Source organism: Pseudomonas sp. MWU12-2020 (assembly GCF_023100605.1).
Taxonomy (GTDB): Bacteria; Pseudomonadota; Gammaproteobacteria; order Pseudomonadales; family Pseudomonadaceae; genus Aquipseudomonas; species Aquipseudomonas fluorescens_H.
Genome location: NZ_JALMEX010000006.1, coordinates 87,034 through 104,455 on the forward strand (window position 1 = coordinate 87,034; position 17,422 = coordinate 104,455).

A 17,422-nucleotide genomic window follows, 5' to 3' on the forward strand; every position below is an offset into this window, starting at 1 on the left:
TTACTGACCAGAGGTCTGGGCAAGTGGAAGAGGGGTGTCGTCGATCTGCACCTTTTCGCCGGGACGGGCGTGTTGCAGGCCTTCGATGACAATGCGGTCGCCGGGCTTGAGGCCGCCGGTGACGATCCAGCGGTCGTTCTGCACCGCGCCCAGTTGCACCGGCTGCTGGGCGACGCGCATCTGCTCGTCGACGGTCAGCACCTGGGCGATACCCGCGCTGTCACGCTGCACCGCACGCTGTGGCACGGTGATGCCGTTCTGCACCGTCGCTTGTTGCAGGCGAACGCGGATGAAGCTGCCCGGCAGCAGGTCGAGGTCAGGGTTGGGGAATTCGCTGCGCAGAATGATCTGGCCGGTGCCCGGATCGACGCTGATGTCGCTGAACAGCAGTTTGCCCGGTAACGGATAGAGGCTGCCGTCATCCTGAATCAGCGTGGCCTTGACCTGATCCTGACCGACTTCCTGCAACTGCCCGGAACGGAACGCGCGACGCAGTTCATTCAGTTCACGGGTCGACTGGGTAAGGTCGGCGTAGATCGGGTTGAGCTGTTGAATCAGCGCCAGTGGCGTGGTTTCGTTCTGCCCGACCAGCGCACCTTCGGTGACCAGCGCACGGCCGACCCGCCCGGAAATCGGCGCGGTGACGGTGGCGTAGCCCAGATTCAACTTCGCACGCTCTACCGCTGCTTTATTGGCCGCCACGTCGGCGGCAGTTTGCCGGGCATTGGCGCGGGCGTTGTCGTAATCCTGAGCGCTGATGGCCTTGTCGTCGATCAACTGCGCGTAGCGCTGCTCCTGCAGCTTGGCCTGGAACGCATTGGCTTCGGCCTTGCGCAGCGCGGCTTCAGCGCTGTCCAGGTCAGCTTTGAACGGTGCCGGATCGATGCGGAACAGCACGTCGCCCTTTTTCACGTCGCTGCCTTCGCGAAAGGTGCGTTGCAGCACCACACCGGCCACCCGGGCACGCACCTCGGCGATCCGTGGCGCAGCGATGCGCCCGCTCAGTTCGCTGCTGATCGACAGGGGGCGGGCCTCGATGGTCTCGATCCGCACGGTGGCCGGCGGCGCTTCCTCTTCAGCCTTCGAAGACGAATCACAGGCGCCCAGCAACAGCGCAACGGCGATGAGGCCGAGCCCGGCCAGCAGATTTTTCGACATGTACTACCCCCAATATTGAAGCCCGCATCCTAAGGCCAGACGCCGAGGGTAGCGGTGAAGCTTTGTAGGCGCTGTGTGAAATTGTGTAAGGGTTTTACTCAGGGACGGGTGAGGGCGTATATCCTTTACGCCTTGAAATTTATTGCGACAGATAAACCGCCATCGCGAGCAGGCTCACTCCTACATTGGAACTGTGCCAGACACGAACCTTGTAGGAGTGAGCCTGCTCGCGATGAGGCCCGAACAGTCGCCACTGCACTTTCCTTGGAACACCCCATGCCCAACATCCTCCTGGTCGAAGACGACACCGCCCTCGCCGAACTGATTTCCAGCTACCTGGAGCGCAACGGCTATTCCGTCAGCGTTATCGGGCGCGGCGACCATGTGCGCGAACGGGCGCGGATCAATCCGCCGGACTTGGTGATTCTCGACCTGATGCTGCCGGGTCTCGACGGCCTGCAAGTCTGCCGCTTGCTGCGCGCCGATTCGGCAACCCTGCCGATTCTGATGCTGACTGCCCGTGACGACAGCCACGATCAGGTGCTAGGCCTGGAAATGGGGGCCGACGACTACGTCACCAAGCCCTGCGAACCACGGGTTCTGCTGGCCCGGGTGCGTACTTTGCTGCGGCGCAGCAGCCTTGGTGAACCGATGACGGTCAATGACCGGATCGTCATGGGCAATCTGTGCATCGACCTGTCCGAGCGCACCGTGACCTGGCGCGAGCAGCCGGTCGAGCTGTCCAGCGGCGAATACAATTTGCTGGTGGTGCTGGCCCGGCATGCCGGGGAAGTGCTGAGCCGCGATCAAATCCTGCAACGTCTGCGCGGCATCGAGTTCAACGGTACTGATCGCTCGGTGGACGTGGCGATTTCCAAGCTGCGGCGCAAGTTCGACGATCACGCCGGCGAGGCGCGCAAGATCAAGACCGTGTGGGGCAAGGGTTACCTGTTCAGCCGTTCCGAGTGGGAATGCTGAGCTGATGTTCAGAATCCTGTTTCGCCTGTATCTGGTGACGATCGTCTCCTACAGCGCGGCGATCTATCTGGTGCCGGACCTGGTGATCATGGCGTTCCGCGAGCGCTTCATCACCTACAACCTCGACTACTCGCGAGGCCTGCAATCGCTGATCACCCGCCAGTTTCACGCAGTGCCGCAAGACCAGTGGCCAGCGCTGGCGCAGTCGATGGACAAGGACTTCCTGCCGTTGCACATCGCCCTGGCGCGCATCGACGACGCCGATTTCACCGCCCCCGAGCAGGCACGTCTGCGCGCTGGGGAAAACGTGGTGCGCATTGGCGATTGGGGATGGCGCACCTTGGCGGTTACGCCGCTGAACGATGACGTCGCCGTGCAAATGGTGGTGCCACCGGATCCGCTGGACGTCAATCTGTTGTACTGGAGCATCAACGTGCTGATCGGCGCGAGCATGCTCGCCTGCCTGCTGCTGTGGATTCGTCCGCACTGGCGCGACCTGGAGCGGCTCAAGGGCGCCGCCGAACGCTTCGGCAAGGGCCACTTGAGCGAGCGCACGCAGATCCCGGCCAGCTCCAACATCGGCAGCCTGGCCAACGTGTTCGACACCATGGCCGGCGACATCGAGGACCTGCTCAATCAGCAGCGCGACCTGCTCAATGCGGTGTCCCACGAATTGCGCACGCCGCTGACCCGGCTGGATTTCGGTCTGGCCCTGGCGCTGTCCGATGATTTGCCGGCGACCAGTCGCGAGCGCCTGCAAGGGCTGGTCGCGCACATACGCGAACTGGATGAGCTGGTGCTGGAGTTGCTGTCTTACAGCCGCCTGCAGAATCCGGCGCAATTACCGGAACAGGTAGAGGTGTCGCTGGATGAGTTCATCGACAGCATTCTGGGCAGCGTCGATGAAGAGCTGGAATCGCCGGACATCGTCATTGATGTGTTGCTGCATGGCCAGCTCGAACGCTTTTCGCTGGATCCGCGCCTGACCGCCCGGGCGATCCAGAACCTGCTGCGCAATGCCATGCGCTATTGCGAAAAACGCATTCAGATTGGCGTGCAGGTCAGCGCCGATGGCTGCGGGATCTGGGTCGACGATGACGGCATTGGCATCCCGGATGACGAGCGTGAGCGGATTTTCGAACCGTTCTATCGCCTTGATCGCAGTCGCGACCGGGCCACCGGTGGCTTTGGCCTGGGCCTGGCGATCAGCCGCCGGGCGCTGGAGGCTCAGGGCGGGACGCTGACGGTGGAAAGCTCACCGCTGGGGGGGGCGCGGTTCAGGTTGTGGTTGCCTACTACTGCCTGAATAAAGTGAAGAAACAAAACTGTGGCGAGGGAGCTTGCTCCCGCTGGGCTGCGAAGCGGCCCTAGGCAATCCGCAGCCAGGCGTCATTTGCCGTTTTTGCGACGGCTTCGCCGCCGAGCGGGAGCAAGCTCCCTCGCCACAAGGATGCGGTTGTTGTGTCAGATGAGTTGGTTCGACTGAATCAACCCAACCCCGGCCGTTTGCATCCGCTCCATCGCCGTCGCCAGTGATCCATCCATGTCAATGGCGCGACAGGCATCCAGCACCACAAACGCATTGAACCCCGCCGCCCGCGCATCCAGCGCCGAGTACATCACGCAGAAATCCAGCGCCAGGCCGACCATGTACACCGTGTCGATCCCGCGTTCTTTCAGGTAACCGGCCAGACCGGTGGTGGTGCGCCGGTCCGCCTCGAGAAACGCCGAATAGCTGTCGATGTCCGGGTTGCAGCCCTTGCGGATGATCAGTTGCGCGTGAGGCAGATCCAGCTTTGGGTGAAACTCGGCGCCGGCAGTGCCCTGCACGCAATGATCCGGCCAGAGCGTCTGTTCGCCGTAGGGCAACTGAATCACATCGTAGGGCTTGCGCCCGGGGTGACTCGAGGCAAAAGACGCGTGCCCGGTCGGGTGCCAGTCCTGGGCAATGATCACCTGCTTGAACAGACCGCTGAGGCGATTGATCAGAGGTACGATCAGATCGCCTTCAGGGACGGCCAGTTGGCCACCGGGGGTGAAGTCATTCTGCACGTCGATGACCAACAGGGCAGTGCGGGGTGAAATCTGCATCGGTGCTTCCTCCTTGGATAATCACGCGCTCAGCATAGTGGTAGCGGCACTCATGCGCTCAACCGTTCGATCAAATGTCTGGCGAGGTCTTCCAGCGCCGGGGCCGGGTTGTGCCCGATCAACATCCACGCATGCTCACCTTCGGTCCAGTACACCACGTTCATTTCATGGCGCCTTTCGTGCGCCAGCGGCCGACTGCCGCTATTGGTGCGGGTCACGCACAAGGCCAGCGGCCCATGTTTCGCGTCCAGATAGGTCAGTTGTGCGATCGGTACGCCGTCGTACTCGAGCATTTGTGCACGTTTGAGTTCGGCGCCCGGCAACTTCAGCAGCGCTGGTGACAGGTTCAGGCCGAGCCGCGCGTCCACCGCGCGTAATTGCGCGCGTTGGCTGGCTTCGTCGCTCGGCAAATGATCGAGCGTTTGCGGCACATACAGCGCCATATAGTCGCCGACCAAGGCGCGCCAGTTATGCGCTTGCTGTGATTGCCAGGCGATGAACAGGCGATCGGCCAATACGCCGCCAGCCAGCAGACTCGCGGCGGCCGCTCCGATAAACCAGCGCCGACTCAGGCCCGGCCGTTGGGGGGAGGGAATCGCATCGAGGCGCGCCTGCAAACGTTCCAGGGGGGCCTGTTGCGCCAGTTCGTCGTAGGCCTCTTTGTACGGCAGGCTGCTGCGTTCGAACCATTGCACGCGCAGGCTGAGCAATGGATCGTCGGCAATGGCGCTGTCGAGCTGGCTGCGATACGCGGGGTCCAGCTCGTCATCGAGATAGGCCACCAGTTGTTCGTCGGAGGGCTTGTTCATGGGCGGTCACCTCCGGTGGTTTTCGGCACGGCTTGCAGGGGCGGGTATTCAGCCAGTTTCAGGCGCGCGGTGGCCAGACGACTCATCACCGTGCCGATCGGCACTTGCAGGATCTCGGCAACTTCGCGGTAGGACAGGCCTTCGACATAAGCCAGATACACGGCTTCGCGCTGGGTTTCCGGCAACGCATCGACCCGGCGAATCACTTGCGCCGCCATCACATGAGTCTGCGCGGCGTATTCGCCATCGAAGGCCAGTTGCCCGTCGGCATCCACCTGACCGGCGCCCTGACGCACCCGGCGGGCACGCACTTCGTTGAGCCAGATCGAATGCAGGATGCTCAGCAGCCAGCGATCCATGCGCGTGCCGGCCACATATTGTCCGGCACGCTCCAGCGCCCGCACACACGTGGCCTGCACCAGATCCTCGGCCACGTGCCGATTGCGCGACAGCAGCAGACCGTAGCGCCACAGTCGCGCCAGATGCTGTCCGAGTTCCGCTCTGAATGCCTGATCGCTGACGATGATGGCGTTCCTTTATTTATTTCAGGTTTTCGATGAATCGTTGATGGCTTCAGCCAGGTCCTGGTATTCCTCGCAGGAGGTGCCGCAAATCGATTTGATCTGCTGCAACTGTTCCTGCGCCAGATCGACGCGGCCTTTGATCACGTAGGCTTCGCCGAGGTATTCGCGCACTTGCGCGTACTGCGGATCGAGTTTCACCGATTGCAGGTAATAGCCGATGCCCTCGTCGGTACGCCCCAGTTTTCGCGTGGCGTAACCGCGATAGTTGAGGGCCTTGGCGGTGTTCGGTTGTTTCAAGGTGTCGAGCAGGGCCAGGGCTTCTTCGTATCGACCGTCCTTGGCCAATCTGTAGGCGTAATCGGTCCGATCGGCATCCGGCACGGCGCTGCTGGTCTGCATCACGCATTTCTGCGATTTGCTGTCCCAGACCTGGCCTTTGGGGCAATTGGGCTTCTGCACGGGAGCGTCTTCATCACCGTTGGCAAACGCCATCGATGCGGACAACGCGGCCACCAGCAGCAACGGGGCGGCGAACATAACGGAACGGATAGTCATGGGCAAGGCTCCACAGAGGGTTATGTATCACTTTGAACACCGCAGGACGGCAATTTATTCATTGCTTTGTCAGGCTCTGTTCAAGGTACGCGCAAATAGCGCGGTTATGCTCAGGAACGCCTGCCGTCCATCCAGCGCTTCGCCATGACCCAGCGCTGACACACGAGGAACTGCCATGAAAGATCAGGTCCATCATTCCGCTGCTGCCGGCTACAGGACTGCCGCCGACACCTACGTCAAAGGTCGCCCCGATTACCCGCCGCAGGTCAGCCAGTGGTTGACCCAGACGTTGGGTCTGGACAGTCACAAGACCGTCATCGATCTGGGTGCCGGTACCGGCAAGTTCACCGGACGGCTGGTGGCGACCGACGCGCAGGTAATCGCCGTGGAACCGGTGGCGCAGATGCTGGAAAAACTCTCCGCCGCCTGGCCGCAGGTGCTGGCGGTGAGCGGCACCGCCACGGATCTGCCATTGCCCGACGCGTCGGTGGATGCGGTGGTCTGCGCGCAGGCGTTTCACTGGTTCGCCACTCCCGAAGCCTTGAACGAAATCGCCCGCGTGCTAAAGCCCGGCGGCAGACTCGGGCTGATCTGGAACCTGCGCGACACGCAGGTGAGCTGGGTACCGAAACTCGATGCCCTGGTCAACGCGCTGGAGGGTGACACGCCGCGTTACTACACCGGCCAGTGGCGTCAGGCGTTCCCGCATCCGGCGTTCGGACCGCTGCTGTTGCAGAAGTTTCACCATAGTCACACCGGCTCGCCGGAGGACGTGATTTTCAATCGGGTACGCTCCACCAGCTTCATTGCAGCATTGCCGCAGGCGCAACGGGACAAGGTCGATGAGCAGATCCGCGCGTTGATTGCTTCGGAGCCGGCGTTGCGTGGGCGGCATGTGCTGACGGTGCCTTATGAGACGGCGGCTTATGTGGCGGTGAAGGGCGGTTAGATCGGCGGTGACTTCATCGCCAGCAGGCTGGCTCCCACAGGGGCAAGTGGGTGTCATCAATCCATGTAGGAGCTGCCGAAGGCTGCGATCTTTTGACTTTCAAGATCAAAAGATCGCAGCCTTCGGCAGCTCCTACAGAGATCAAGGCGCAGCAAAAATCTCCTTGTTGGACTCAGTCCCGCATTTGGCCGAACCGCCATCGTGATGCCTTGTTATAGTTCGGGCTTCATTTTTTGCCCGGTAAAGGATCACTGCCATGACTCAATACACCGCCTTCAGCGTCGAACTGGCCGACAACATCGCTCATGTGCAGATCAATCGTCCGGAAAAGATCAACTCGATGAACGCCGCGTTCTGGAGCGAGATCGTCGAGATTTTCCAGTGGATCGATGACACCGACGAAGTGCGGGTGGTGGTACTGAGCGGCAACGGCAAACACTTTTCCTCGGGCATCGACCTGATGATGCTCGCCGGCGTCGCCAATGAACTGGGCAAGGACGTCGGCCGTAACGCACGCCTGCTGCGGCGCAAGATCCTCACCCTGCAAGCCTCGTTCAACGCTGTCGACAACTGCCGCAAACCGGTGCTCGCGGCAATTCAAGGTTATTGCCTCGGTGGCGCCATCGACCTGATCGCCGCCTGTGACATGCGTTACGCCGCCGAAGACGCGCAGTTCTCGATCAAGGAAATCGATATCGGCATGGCTGCCGATGTTGGCACTTTGCAACGGTTGCCACGGATCATCGGGGACGGCATGCTGCGTGAACTGGCTTACACCGGCCGCACCTTCGGCGCTGAAGAAGCGCGCAGCATCGGCCTGGTCAATCGCGTGTATGGCGACAAGGAGCTGCTGCTCGAAGGCGTGATGGACATTGCCCGTGACATCGCCAGCAAATCGCCAATTGCGGTGACCGGTACCAAGGAAATGATCAGCTACATGCGCGACCATCGCATCGATGACGGTCTCGAATACGTTGCCACCTGGAACGCCGCCATGTTGCAATCCACCGACTTGCGCGTGGCCATGGCCGCCCATATGAGTAAACAGAAACCCGAATTTCTGGATTGAGAAACCATGACAGCTCGCTGGACCACTGCAGTACTGGACACCGATCAACCCGGCGGCTGGGCCGTGGCGCGCAGCCCCGAAGGCTTTCTGTTCGATGACAACGGCGCGCTGTTCCCGCGGGAATGGCTCAAGCGCCAGGACTTGTCGATCCTCGCCGAACACGGCATCGGCCATCTCGATGGCGAGCCGGTGTATCTGCTGGAATTGCACCGTTCCAGCGAGGTGCCGGGCTGCAACTGGAAAGGCCTGCGGGCATTCATGCTCGAAGGCGATCACACCGTCTATAAAGTGCTGGGCTATGCCGCGCAGATCGGCACCTGGGCCCGCGAGCATCGGTTTTGCGGCAACTGCGGACAGGCGATGACACAGGTGCCGGGCGAGCGGGCGATGTATTGCCAGCCGTGCGACCTGCGCAGTTATCCGCGCATTTCGCCGAGCATGATCGTGCTGGTGACCCGTGGTGATGAGATCCTGCTGGCGCGCTCACCGCGTTTCGTCAGCGGGGTCTACAGCACGCTGGCCGGGTTCGCCGAGCCGGGCGAGTCGGCGGAGGACTGCCTGATTCGCGAGGTGCGCGAAGAAGTCAGTATCGAGGTGAAGAACATCCAGTACATGGGCAGCCAGTGCTGGCCGTTCCCGCACTCGATGATGCTCGGCTTCCATGCCGAATATGCCGGTGGCGAAATCATCTGCCAGGAAGACGAGATCGAAGACGCCCAGTGGTTCAACGTGCACGATTTGCCGCCATTGCCGGCGTCAAAATCGATTGCCCGGTACCTGATCGACGTCTACGTGGCGCGCCGCTTAGGCCACGCTGAACCAGTGTTGCCAGGCTAGGCGCACGGTCAAGCCAAGTACCACGGTGATGAACACCGGACGAATGAACTTGGCGCCGCCGCTGATCGCGGTGCGCGCCCCGAAGAATGCGCCGACCATCACCGACAGGCCCATGCTCAGGCCGATGATCCAGTCCACTTGCCCGGAAAACACGAACACCGACAGCGCCGCAATGTTGCTGACGAAGTTCATGCTGCGCGCCACCCCGCTGGCCTTGACCAGATCGATCGGGTAGAGCAGCAGGCTGCTGACCGTCCAGAATGCACCCGTGCCGGGGCCGGCCACGCCGTCGTAGAAACCGAGGCTGAAGCCTTGGGTCGATTGCCATTTCTTCTTGATCGGGGCGTCGCTGTCCAGCGGCGCTTTGGGCGTGCCGCCGAACAACAGATACAGGCCACAGGCGAAGACGATCACCGGCAGCATCTTGTTCAGCCATTCCGCCGGCAGGTAGTGGGCGACGACGGCACCGGTCAGTGCACCGATCAGGGTGCCGACGATCGCGTGCATCCACTGCCGAGGGTGGAACAGTTTGCGTCGGTAGAAAGTGAAACTGGCGGTGGCCGAGCCGAACGTCGAACTCAGTTTGTTGGTGCCCAGCACCAGATGCGGCGGCAGGCCGGCGGTGAGCAGCGCCGGAGTAGTCAACAGACCGCCGCCGCCGGCAATGGCGTCGATGAAACCGGCAATGAAAGCGACGAGGGCGAGGATGGCCAGGGTGGTGAGGTCAACGCTGAGTTCGAAAGGCATGGAATCGGCTTATTCGGCAGGGCGCAGAGGGGCTGCGGGGAAGGGCTGACATGTTACCTGTATCCGGCTTTTGCGGCGACCCGTCGGACGCCTTCGCGAGCAAGCCCGCTCCCACACTCTGGAATGCGTTCACCCTGTGGGAGCGGGCTTGCTCGCGAAGGGGCCAGCTCAGGCACCGACTGTTCAACTGTTGCCCACCCAACACCTCGACAACAAATTACCCTCCAAGAATGCAACTCCATCAGCTTCAAACCCAATAAAACCAGGCCTCTGAGCGATGGCACGCTTGCTGCTCTACCTCACTGACCTTCCCAATGTCCGAGGACACGCCAATGAGCAAGCAAGCCGTGAAATTCGCCTACTGGGTGCCGAACGTCAGTGGCGGTCTGGTCGTCAGCAAGATCGAGCAGCGCACCGACTGGGGCATCGACTACAACCGCAAACTGGCGCAACTCGCCGAGGCGGCCGGATTTGAATATGCCCTGACGCAGATCCGTTTCACCGCCGGGTACGGTGCCGAGTTCCAGCATGAATCGGTGGCTTTCAGTCATGCGCTGCTGGCTGCCACCAGCAAGCTCAAGGTGATCGCGGCGATTCTGCCGGGGCCTTGGCAACCGGCGCTGGCGGCCAAGCAGTTGGCGACCATCGATCAACTCACCAACGGCCGGATCGCGGTGAACATCGTCAGCGGCTGGTTCAAGGGCGAGTTCCAGGCCATCGGCGAGCACTGGCTGGAACACGACGAGCGCTATCGGCGCTCGGAGGAATTCATCCGTTCGTTGCGCGGAATCTGGAGTCAGGACGACTTCAGCTTTCGCGGTGACTTCTACCGCTTCGACCATTACACCCTCAAACCGAAACCGCTCGGGCGTCCGGAAATCTTTCAGGGCGGCAGCTCCCGTGCCGCACGAGACATGGCGGCGCGAGTTTCGGATTGGTATTTCACCAACGGCAACAGCGTCGAGGGGATCAAGGCTCAGGTCGATGACATTCGGGCCAAAGCGGCGGCAAACAATCATTCGGTGAAGATCGGCGTCAACGCTTTCGTCATCGCCCGCGACACTGAAGAAGAGGCGCGCGCGGTACTGGCACAGATCATCGACCAGGCTGACCCGGACGCGGTCAACGCTTTCGGTGACGCCGCGAAACAGGCGGGCAGGGCGTCCCCGGAGGGCGAGGGCAACTGGGCGAAATCGACGTTCGAGGATCTGGTGCAGTACAACGATGGCTTCAAGACCAACCTGATCGGCACGCCACAGCAGATTGCCGAGCGGATTGTGGCGTTGAAAGCGGTGGGGGTGGATCTGGTGTTGGCGGGGTTTCTGCACTTTCAGGAGGAGGTGGAGTATTTCGGCAAACGTGTGTTGCCGTTGGTGCGCGAGCTGGAGGCTGAAAGGACTGCCGCAGTAGCCTGAAACACCACAAAAACCTGTAGGAGTGAGCCTGCTCGCGATTGCGTATGAACAGTCAATATTCAGGCTGACTGACACACCGCTATCGCGAGCAGGCTCACTCCTACAATTGGAACTATGTGAACTTAGAGACCGAGATCGGAGAGCCCCGGATGATCATCCGGACGCCGACCCAGCGGCCAATGGAACTTGCGCTCGCTTTCCTTGATCGGCATGTCGTTGATGCAGGCATAGCGTTGAAACATCAGCCCGTGCTCATCGAACTCCCAGTTTTCATTGCCGTAGGAGCGAAACCAGTTGCCCGAATCGTCGTGCCATTCATAGGCGTAGCGCACGGCAATGCGGGTGTCGGAGTAGGCCCAGAGTTCCTTGATCAGACGGTAGTCCAGCTCCTTGGCCCATTTACGGGTCAGGAAGGCCTTGGCTTCTTCGCGGTTGTTGGCGAACTCGGCGCGGTTGCGCCATTTTGTGTCGACGGTATAGGCCAGCGACACCTTCTCGGGATCGCGGGAGTTCCAGCCATCTTCGGCCAGACGTACTTTTTCGATAGCCGATTCACGGTTGAACGGCGGTAAAGGCGGACGCACTTGGGCAGCAGTCGACATTTTCAGTCTCCCGATCTAATTAACGATTAAACAACGCTCAGGCTGATTTAAGGCGTTACAGGTCCAATAACTTACGCGCCATGCATTGCGCATTATCAGCGGCACTGTGATCACCCATCACCAACGCTACGGTAATGGCGCCGTCAATCAGGATCAGCAATTGTCTGGCCAGACGTTGCGGATCTTCGACGCCATGTTCGGTACACAGCTCGCACAGGTAGTCGAGCAGTTTCTGTTTATGGTCTTTGGCGACCTGGCGCACCGGGTCTTCGGGATCGCCGGTTTCGCCACTGGTATTGATGAAGGCGCAGCCGCGAAAGCCTTCCGAGGCGAACCAGCTTTTGAGCACGGTAAACAGGTTGAGCAGGCGGTCGGCCGGGGTCTCGGCCTGATCAACCGCGCTGCGGTACCAGTGCATCCAGCGCACATCGCGGCGTTGCAGGGCCGCGACGGTCAACTCCTCCTTGTTGGCGAAGTAGCGGTAGATGCTTTTTCTGGAGACGCCGGCGGTTTTCACCAGAAGATCCATGCCGGTGGCGGCGATGCCACTTTTGTAGATCAACTTTTCGGTGACATCCAGAATGATGTCGCGGGTCGAGGTGTCAGTGATTTCGTTCATGTGGCGAACAGTAGAACGATCGTTCTTCTTGGTCAAGCAGTGATTTTCAGATTGCTTTCGCGAGCAGGCTCGCTCCCACATGGGAATGCGTTCGAATGTGGGAGCGAGCCTGCTCGCGAAGGCGTCATTACAGACAGTAACAAGACCCGAACCGGTTGATGGTGTAAGCTCTCGGGTTCTTCGGATTCGACCCATTGCGAGCCCTATGCCGTTGCTTTTCAAACGCTCTTTGCTGCCCAAACTGCGCAGCTTTCCGCTGACTGCCGAGGCCGTGACCATTCTGTCTGGCGCCGCCGAGTTCCGTCGTTGCCTGCTGGAGAAAATCGCCGAGGCGACTCAACGCATCTACATCGTTGCGCTGTATCTGCAGCACGACGAGGCCGGTCAGGAAATTCTCGATGCCTTGCACGCCGCCAAGCTCAAGCGTCCGGAGCTGGAAATCGTCGTGGTCGTCGACTGGCTGCGCGCCCAGCGTGGCTTGATCGGTGCCGGCAAACAGCCGGGCAACTCGGCGTGGTACCAGGAAATGACCCGCACACACCAGAGCGAAGTGCCGGTCTACGGCGTTCCGGTGCAGACCCGCGAGTTGTTTGGCGTGCTGCATCTGAAAGGCTTCGTGATCGACGATTGCGTGGTTTACAGCGGTGCGAGCCTGAACAATGTCTATCTGCACAAGTTCGACAAGTACCGGTTCGACCGCTATCACGTCATCGAAAACCGCGAACTGGCCGACTCGATGCAGCATCTGGTCAAGCACGGTCTGATCGAATCCAAGGCCGTGCATCGCCTCGATCTGCCGAACCTGCCGACCACCCGCAGCCTGCGCAACGACATCGGCGATCTGCGCAGCCGTCTCAAATATGCGGCGTACGACACCAGTGCCGGCAGCACGGCGCATACCGGCCTGTCGGTGAGTCCGTTGCTGGGCGTGGGCAAGAACAACCCGTTGAATCGGGTGATTGTCGAGCTGATCGCGAGCGCGCAACAGCAACTGACCATTTGCACCCCGTACTTCAATCTGCCGCTGCCGATCATCCGCGAAGTCAACCGCGCACTGGCCCGTGGGGTGAAGATCGACATCGTGGTTGGCGACAAGACGGCAAACGACTTCTACATTCCGCCGAGCGAACCGTTCAAGGTGATTGCGGCGCTGCCGTATCTGTACGAAATCAGCCTGCGCCGCTTCGCCAAGCGGCATCAGCGCAACATCGACAGCGGCCAGTTGAACCTGCATCTGTGGCGTGACGGCGACAACAGCTATCACCTCAAGGGCATGTGGGTTGACCAGCGTTATACGCTGCTGACCGGCAACAACCTCAATCCACGAGCGTTTCGCCTGGACCTGGAAAACGCGCTGCTGATCGATGATCCGCAAGGCGAGTGGCTGGCGCCACGGGCGAAGGAGCAGGAAGAGATTTTCCGCAATACCACGCGGATTGCCAGCTTCCAGAGCCTGGAGACACTGCCGGAGTACCCGGCGGGGGTGGCGAAGTTTCTCAAACGGGTGAGTCGGGTGCGGATTGAGCGGTTGCTCTACCGGATTTTGTAACCCTTCAGATTATTCGGTGCGGTTAAAACCGCTATCGCGAGCAAGCCCGCTCCCACAGGGGGCTGTGTTGACCACAAACAAGGTGATCGACACAGGCCTAATGTGGGAGCGGGCTTGCTCGCGAAGGGGCCGGATCAGGCGCTACAAAAACTCAGTTCAGACCGAGCTTGCCACGCAACGTGGACAGATCTTCAGCCAAAGTATTGACCGGGCCAACCAGCGCCTTGCGGTCTGCATCCTTCACTTTGTCGTAAGTCTCGAAACCACCGTCCTTGGTCTTGTACTTGGCAAGGATCTTGTCCACGGTGGCGAAGTTCTTGTCGACTTTGGCGACGAATGCCTTGTCCTGTTTTTCGATCTGCGGACGGAACAGGTCGACGATTTTCTTCGCGCCGTCGATGTTGCCCTGGAAGTCATACAGGTCAGTGTGGCTGTAGCGGTCTTCTTCACCGGAGATCTTGGTCGCGGCGACTTCTTCCAACAGCGCGGCAGCACCACCGACGACTTTCTCAGGCGGGAAGGTCAGGCCGGCGACGCGGGTTTGCAGGTCCTGGACGTCTTTGTCCAGTTTGTCCGCCAGGTCGTTCAGGCCCTGAGTGCTCTTCTCCGAGAACAGCGAATATTCGATGCGATGGAAGCCGGTGAAGTCTTCGGCCTTCACGCCTTTTTCGTGGTCGTCGACGCGGGAGTCGATGGACGCATCAAGGTCACTGAACAGCTCGGCGATCGGCTCGATCGACTCGTAGTAGACGCGGGTCGGCGCGTACAGCTTCTGCGCGGTGGCCAGATCACCTTTCTTCACCGCATCGGTGAATTGTTTGGTGTGAGTGCCCAGTTGATCCAATTGCTCGGTGACGTAGATCTTGTAGTCCGACACCGGGCCGACCAGATCCAGTGGCGCCGTCGCGGCGAACGCCGAAAGTGGGGTGTTGAGCAAACCGAGGGTCAGCAGTAACGCGAGTGGCGACTTTTTCATGGAGCGGCTCCGAAGGTTTTTATGGTTATGCAGCTGTTTTGGGTTGTGTGGCGTTGAGCAGCGAGCGACCGATGAAATCCTTGTCGCCGGTGACACCCGGAAGGGTGAAGAAGTAACCGCCGCCGACCGGTTTGAGGTACTCCTCAAGCGGCTCGCCGTTGAGGCGGGTCTGCACGGTGATGAAGCCTTTTTCCAGATCGGCCTGGTAGCAGATGAACAGCAGGCCCATGTCGAGCTGGCCGTTCTTGTTCACGCCGTTGGAGTAGTTGAACGGCCGTCGCAGGATCAAATTGGCCTGACTCGCAGCGGTACGCGGGTTGGCCAGGCGAATGTGCGCGTCGAGTTTGGTCAGCTTGCCTTCCGGGTCTTTGCTGTAATCCGGGACTTCGGTTTCGTGGTTGGCGCCCATCGGCGCGCCACTGGTCTTGACCCGACCGATGATGCTTTCCTGTTCCTGCAGCGGTGTACGGTCCCAACGCTCGACGAAATTGCGGATGATCCGTACAGCTTGATAGCTGCCGTGGGCCGCCCACGCCGGCTCATCGCTGCCCGGTTGCACCCAGACAATCTTGTCCATCGCTTTGGCGTCGTTGGAATCGGGGTTGGCCGAGCCATCACGGAAACCGAGGAAGTTACGCGCCGACTGCGCCGGCACCCCCGGTTTGGCCGGGGCTTGCGGCGGCACGCTGCCTTCCTGTTTCCAGCGCACCAGCAGCAGGTCCGGCAGGTTCTTGACGATATCGCGCAGGGCGTGAATGTTGGTGTCGGCGGTGTTCGAGCAGAACTGCAGGCTCAAGTCGCCGTGGCAGCAATCGGCTTCCAGCGCATCGTTGGGGAAACCGACCATGCGTTGCAGGCGCTTCGGTTTGGCGTCGGCCAGACCGAAGCGCTCGTCGAATAACGATTCGCCTACGGAGACGGTGATGGTCAGGTTGTCCGGGGTCACCACCGGCCCGAGAATGCCGGAATCCGGCGGCGGAAGTTTCGGGTCGATCTGCGCCACCGGGCCGCCCTTCATCAGGAACGCGATGCGTTCGTTGAGGGTGCGGAACAGCCGCTCCAGGTCTTCGCGATCACTGGCCAGTACGTCGAACGAAACGAACATGCCGGCCGCCGGCCGCGGGGTGACGATGCCGGTCTGGTGCACGCCGTGGAAGTCGTGGCGATCTTCGGTCTTGTCGCTGCTCGGGGCTTCGGTGACTTGTGCCGGGGCCGCAGCCATCGCCGGACAGCTCAGGGCCGAACCGGCCAGGGCGACGCCAGCGACGCCCATGCCCATCAGGAGGCGGCGACGTTGCAGATCGAGGTTTTGCAAATCTTTCATCGGTATTCGTCTTCTGCTTACAGGCCGGAGAGGCCGAGGGCGGGATCGATGCCATCCAGAGCGTCAGCCAAGGCCTGAGCCTTGTCGGCGATCTGTTTGCGTTGTTCGCCACTGACCGTGTCGTAAGTGGCGTAGCCGTCCTTGACCTTGAAGCTGTTCAATACGTTGTCGAAATCGCTCAGCGCCGCGTCGATTTTCGGCAGCAGATCCGGCGCTGACTTGGTCAGCATCGGCCGCAGCAGCTCGACCACTTTGTGTGCGGTTTCCAGGTTGCCGGCAAAACCGTTGAGGTCGCCGTGGCTGTAGCGTTCCTCTTCACCGCTGGCGGCGCGCACGTCGGCCAGGGTGTTGAGGTTGCGCACCACGATGCTCACCAGTTGCTCCGGCGGCAGCGACTGGGCCAGCAGTTGCTGTTTGAGGGTGGTGACGTCGGCCAGCAGACGCTCGGCCACCGGGTTCAAGCCGTCGAGGCTGCGTTGCTGAAACAGCGCGTATTCGATCCGGTGGAAACCGACGAACGCTGGATCCTGTTCGCGTTTTTCGAAGTAATCGGCGCGGGCATTGATGCTGTTGTCCAGTTCCGCCAGGCGTTGCGCGGCCGGTGCCAGACGCTGGTAAGCGGCACGGGCCGGCAGGTACAGCGCCTGTGCCTGGGCCAGGTCGCCGCCGGTAATCGCCTGATTCAGCGCGGTCACGGCTTTGATCAGCGCGCTGCCCTGAGTGGCCAGATACACGCGGAATTCCGACAGCGGCCCGACGAACGCGACCATCGACGGTTTGGCCTTGGCGGCCTCATCGGAGGCGGCAGTCGGCGTTACGTGCAGCACGCCACGCGGATTGCTCAGCAGACCGCAGGTAATCGCGTAGTCGCCGGGTTGCAGATTGGCGTTGATCACCTGGCTCAGGCCGGGGGCGATGTTCTCGCGCTCTTCGATTACCAGCACGCCGTCGAGGATTTCCCATTCCACCGCCCGGTCGGAGCGGTTGACGATGCGGAAACTGGCGCGACCGGCGGGAACCGTCAGCTCGTTCGGATCGCAGCTGTGCGCGTTGATGTTCACCACCACTTCATCATGGTTGTGCTGCCGCTTGGCCGCGGCCATTTTCGAGGCGTAGTAGAACAAGCCACCGGCGGCGATCATCACGACCACCGAACCGGCCACCGCCCAGCGCAAGGCGCGGGGAGGGGAGGCCTGAGGAGTATTAGGCTTTGACATGGA

18 protein-coding genes are annotated in these 17,422 nt (G+C 61.0%); 7 read left to right on the forward strand and 11 right to left on the reverse strand.

What is annotated here, in order from left to right; translation table 11 throughout:
- A complete protein-coding gene (locus tag M0814_RS15615; protein WP_003224660.1) occupies positions 1-1,158 on the reverse strand; it encodes an efflux RND transporter periplasmic adaptor subunit in 1,158 nt (385 codons plus the stop codon).
- Positions 1,159-1,434: 276 nt separating this feature from the next.
- Between M0814_RS15615 and M0814_RS15620 the strand changes: the two genes are divergently transcribed.
- Positions 1,435-2,136, forward strand: coding sequence for a response regulator transcription factor (locus M0814_RS15620; RefSeq protein WP_003224662.1), 702 nt, complete (start codon positions 1,435-1,437; stop codon positions 2,134-2,136).
- A 4-nt stretch (positions 2,137-2,140) separates the two neighbouring features.
- Positions 2,141-3,442: an ATP-binding protein gene (locus tag M0814_RS15625; RefSeq protein WP_103483358.1), complete on the forward strand. Its 1,302-nt coding sequence runs from the start codon at positions 2,141-2,143 to the stop codon at positions 3,440-3,442.
- 158 nt (positions 3,443-3,600) lie between these two features.
- Here M0814_RS15625 and pncA read toward each other — a convergent pair whose 3' ends face one another.
- The 4 genes from pncA to M0814_RS15645 form a co-directional block, all read right to left on the reverse strand.
- A complete protein-coding gene (gene pncA, locus M0814_RS15630; RefSeq protein WP_103483359.1) occupies positions 3,601-4,227 on the reverse strand; it encodes a bifunctional nicotinamidase/pyrazinamidase in 627 nt (208 codons plus the stop codon).
- A gap of 50 nt (positions 4,228-4,277) precedes the next feature.
- The gene (locus M0814_RS15635) at positions 4,278-5,036 is read right to left on the reverse strand and encodes a transcriptional regulator (protein ID WP_103483360.1); all 759 of its coding nucleotides are present in this window, start codon (positions 5,034-5,036) and stop codon (positions 4,278-4,280) included.
- Positions 5,033-5,491 carry a sigma-70 family RNA polymerase sigma factor gene (locus M0814_RS15640; RefSeq protein ID WP_247868508.1) on the reverse strand — a complete coding sequence of 153 codons (459 nt, stop codon included), beginning with the start codon at positions 5,489-5,491 and terminating at the stop codon, positions 5,033-5,035. Before M0814_RS15640 ends, M0814_RS15635 begins: the two co-directional genes overlap by 4 nt.
- 90 nt (positions 5,492-5,581) lie before the next feature.
- Entirely contained in the window at positions 5,582-6,115 is a 534-nt protein-coding gene (locus M0814_RS15645) for a tetratricopeptide repeat protein (protein WP_103483362.1), read from the reverse strand.
- A gap of 175 nt (positions 6,116-6,290) precedes the next feature.
- Here M0814_RS15645 and M0814_RS15650 point away from each other — a divergent pair, with 175 nt between their 5' ends.
- From M0814_RS15650 to nudC, 3 genes are all read left to right on the forward strand, one after another.
- Entirely contained in the window at positions 6,291-7,064 is a 774-nt protein-coding gene (locus M0814_RS15650; RefSeq protein WP_003224674.1) for a class I SAM-dependent methyltransferase, read from the forward strand.
- A gap of 256 nt (positions 7,065-7,320) precedes the next feature.
- Positions 7,321-8,133: a crotonase/enoyl-CoA hydratase family protein gene (locus tag M0814_RS15655; RefSeq protein WP_003224676.1), complete on the forward strand. Its 813-nt coding sequence runs from the start codon at positions 7,321-7,323 to the stop codon at positions 8,131-8,133.
- Between the two features lie 6 nt (positions 8,134-8,139).
- Positions 8,140-8,970 (forward strand): NAD(+) diphosphatase, encoded by an 831-nt coding sequence (gene nudC / locus M0814_RS15660; protein ID WP_103483363.1) that lies wholly within the window; start codon positions 8,140-8,142, stop codon positions 8,968-8,970.
- Here the strand turns inward: nudC and M0814_RS15665 are convergent.
- On the reverse strand, positions 8,938-9,717 hold the full coding sequence (locus tag M0814_RS15665; RefSeq protein ID WP_103483364.1) for a TSUP family transporter: 780 nt from the start codon (positions 9,715-9,717) through the stop codon (positions 8,938-8,940). The genes nudC and M0814_RS15665 overlap by 33 nt on opposite strands.
- Positions 9,718-10,031: 314 nt before the next feature.
- On the opposite strand from M0814_RS15665, the gene sfnG reads away from it, so the two are divergent.
- Positions 10,032-11,132 (forward strand): dimethylsulfone monooxygenase SfnG, encoded by a 1,101-nt coding sequence (gene sfnG / locus M0814_RS15670; protein WP_177434728.1) that lies wholly within the window; start codon positions 10,032-10,034, stop codon positions 11,130-11,132.
- 122 nt (positions 11,133-11,254) lie between these two features.
- Here sfnG and M0814_RS15675 read toward each other — a convergent pair whose 3' ends face one another.
- The gene (locus M0814_RS15675; RefSeq protein ID WP_103483367.1) at positions 11,255-11,734 is read right to left on the reverse strand and encodes a nuclear transport factor 2 family protein; all 480 of its coding nucleotides are present in this window, start codon (positions 11,732-11,734) and stop codon (positions 11,255-11,257) included.
- Positions 11,735-11,789: 55 nt separating this feature from the next.
- A complete protein-coding gene (locus tag M0814_RS15680; protein WP_096796073.1) occupies positions 11,790-12,353 on the reverse strand; it encodes a TetR family transcriptional regulator in 564 nt (187 codons plus the stop codon).
- 205 nt (positions 12,354-12,558) lie between these two features.
- Between M0814_RS15680 and pssA the strand changes: the two genes are divergently transcribed.
- Positions 12,559-13,902: a CDP-diacylglycerol--serine O-phosphatidyltransferase gene (gene pssA / locus M0814_RS15685; protein ID WP_003224687.1), complete on the forward strand. Its 1,344-nt coding sequence runs from the start codon at positions 12,559-12,561 to the stop codon at positions 13,900-13,902.
- 151 nt (positions 13,903-14,053) lie between these two features.
- On the opposite strand, the gene efeO (M0814_RS15690) is transcribed toward pssA, so the two are convergent.
- Genes efeO (M0814_RS15690) through efeO (M0814_RS15700) form a run of 3 tightly spaced genes read right to left on the reverse strand, consistent with a single transcriptional unit; the run spans position 14,054 to position 17,419 of the window.
- Complete coding sequence (efeO, locus tag M0814_RS15690) at positions 14,054-14,878, reverse strand: iron uptake system protein EfeO (RefSeq protein ID WP_003224689.1); 825 nt, start codon at positions 14,876-14,878, stop codon at positions 14,054-14,056.
- A 25-nt stretch (positions 14,879-14,903) separates the two neighbouring features.
- A complete protein-coding gene (gene efeB / locus M0814_RS15695) occupies positions 14,904-16,202 on the reverse strand; it encodes an iron uptake transporter deferrochelatase/peroxidase subunit (protein WP_103483368.1) in 1,299 nt (432 codons plus the stop codon).
- A gap of 17 nt (positions 16,203-16,219) precedes the next feature.
- Positions 16,220-17,419 (reverse strand): iron uptake system protein EfeO, encoded by a 1,200-nt coding sequence (gene efeO, locus M0814_RS15700; RefSeq protein ID WP_103483369.1) that lies wholly within the window; start codon positions 17,417-17,419, stop codon positions 16,220-16,222.
- Positions 17,420-17,422 lie beyond the last annotated feature (3 nt).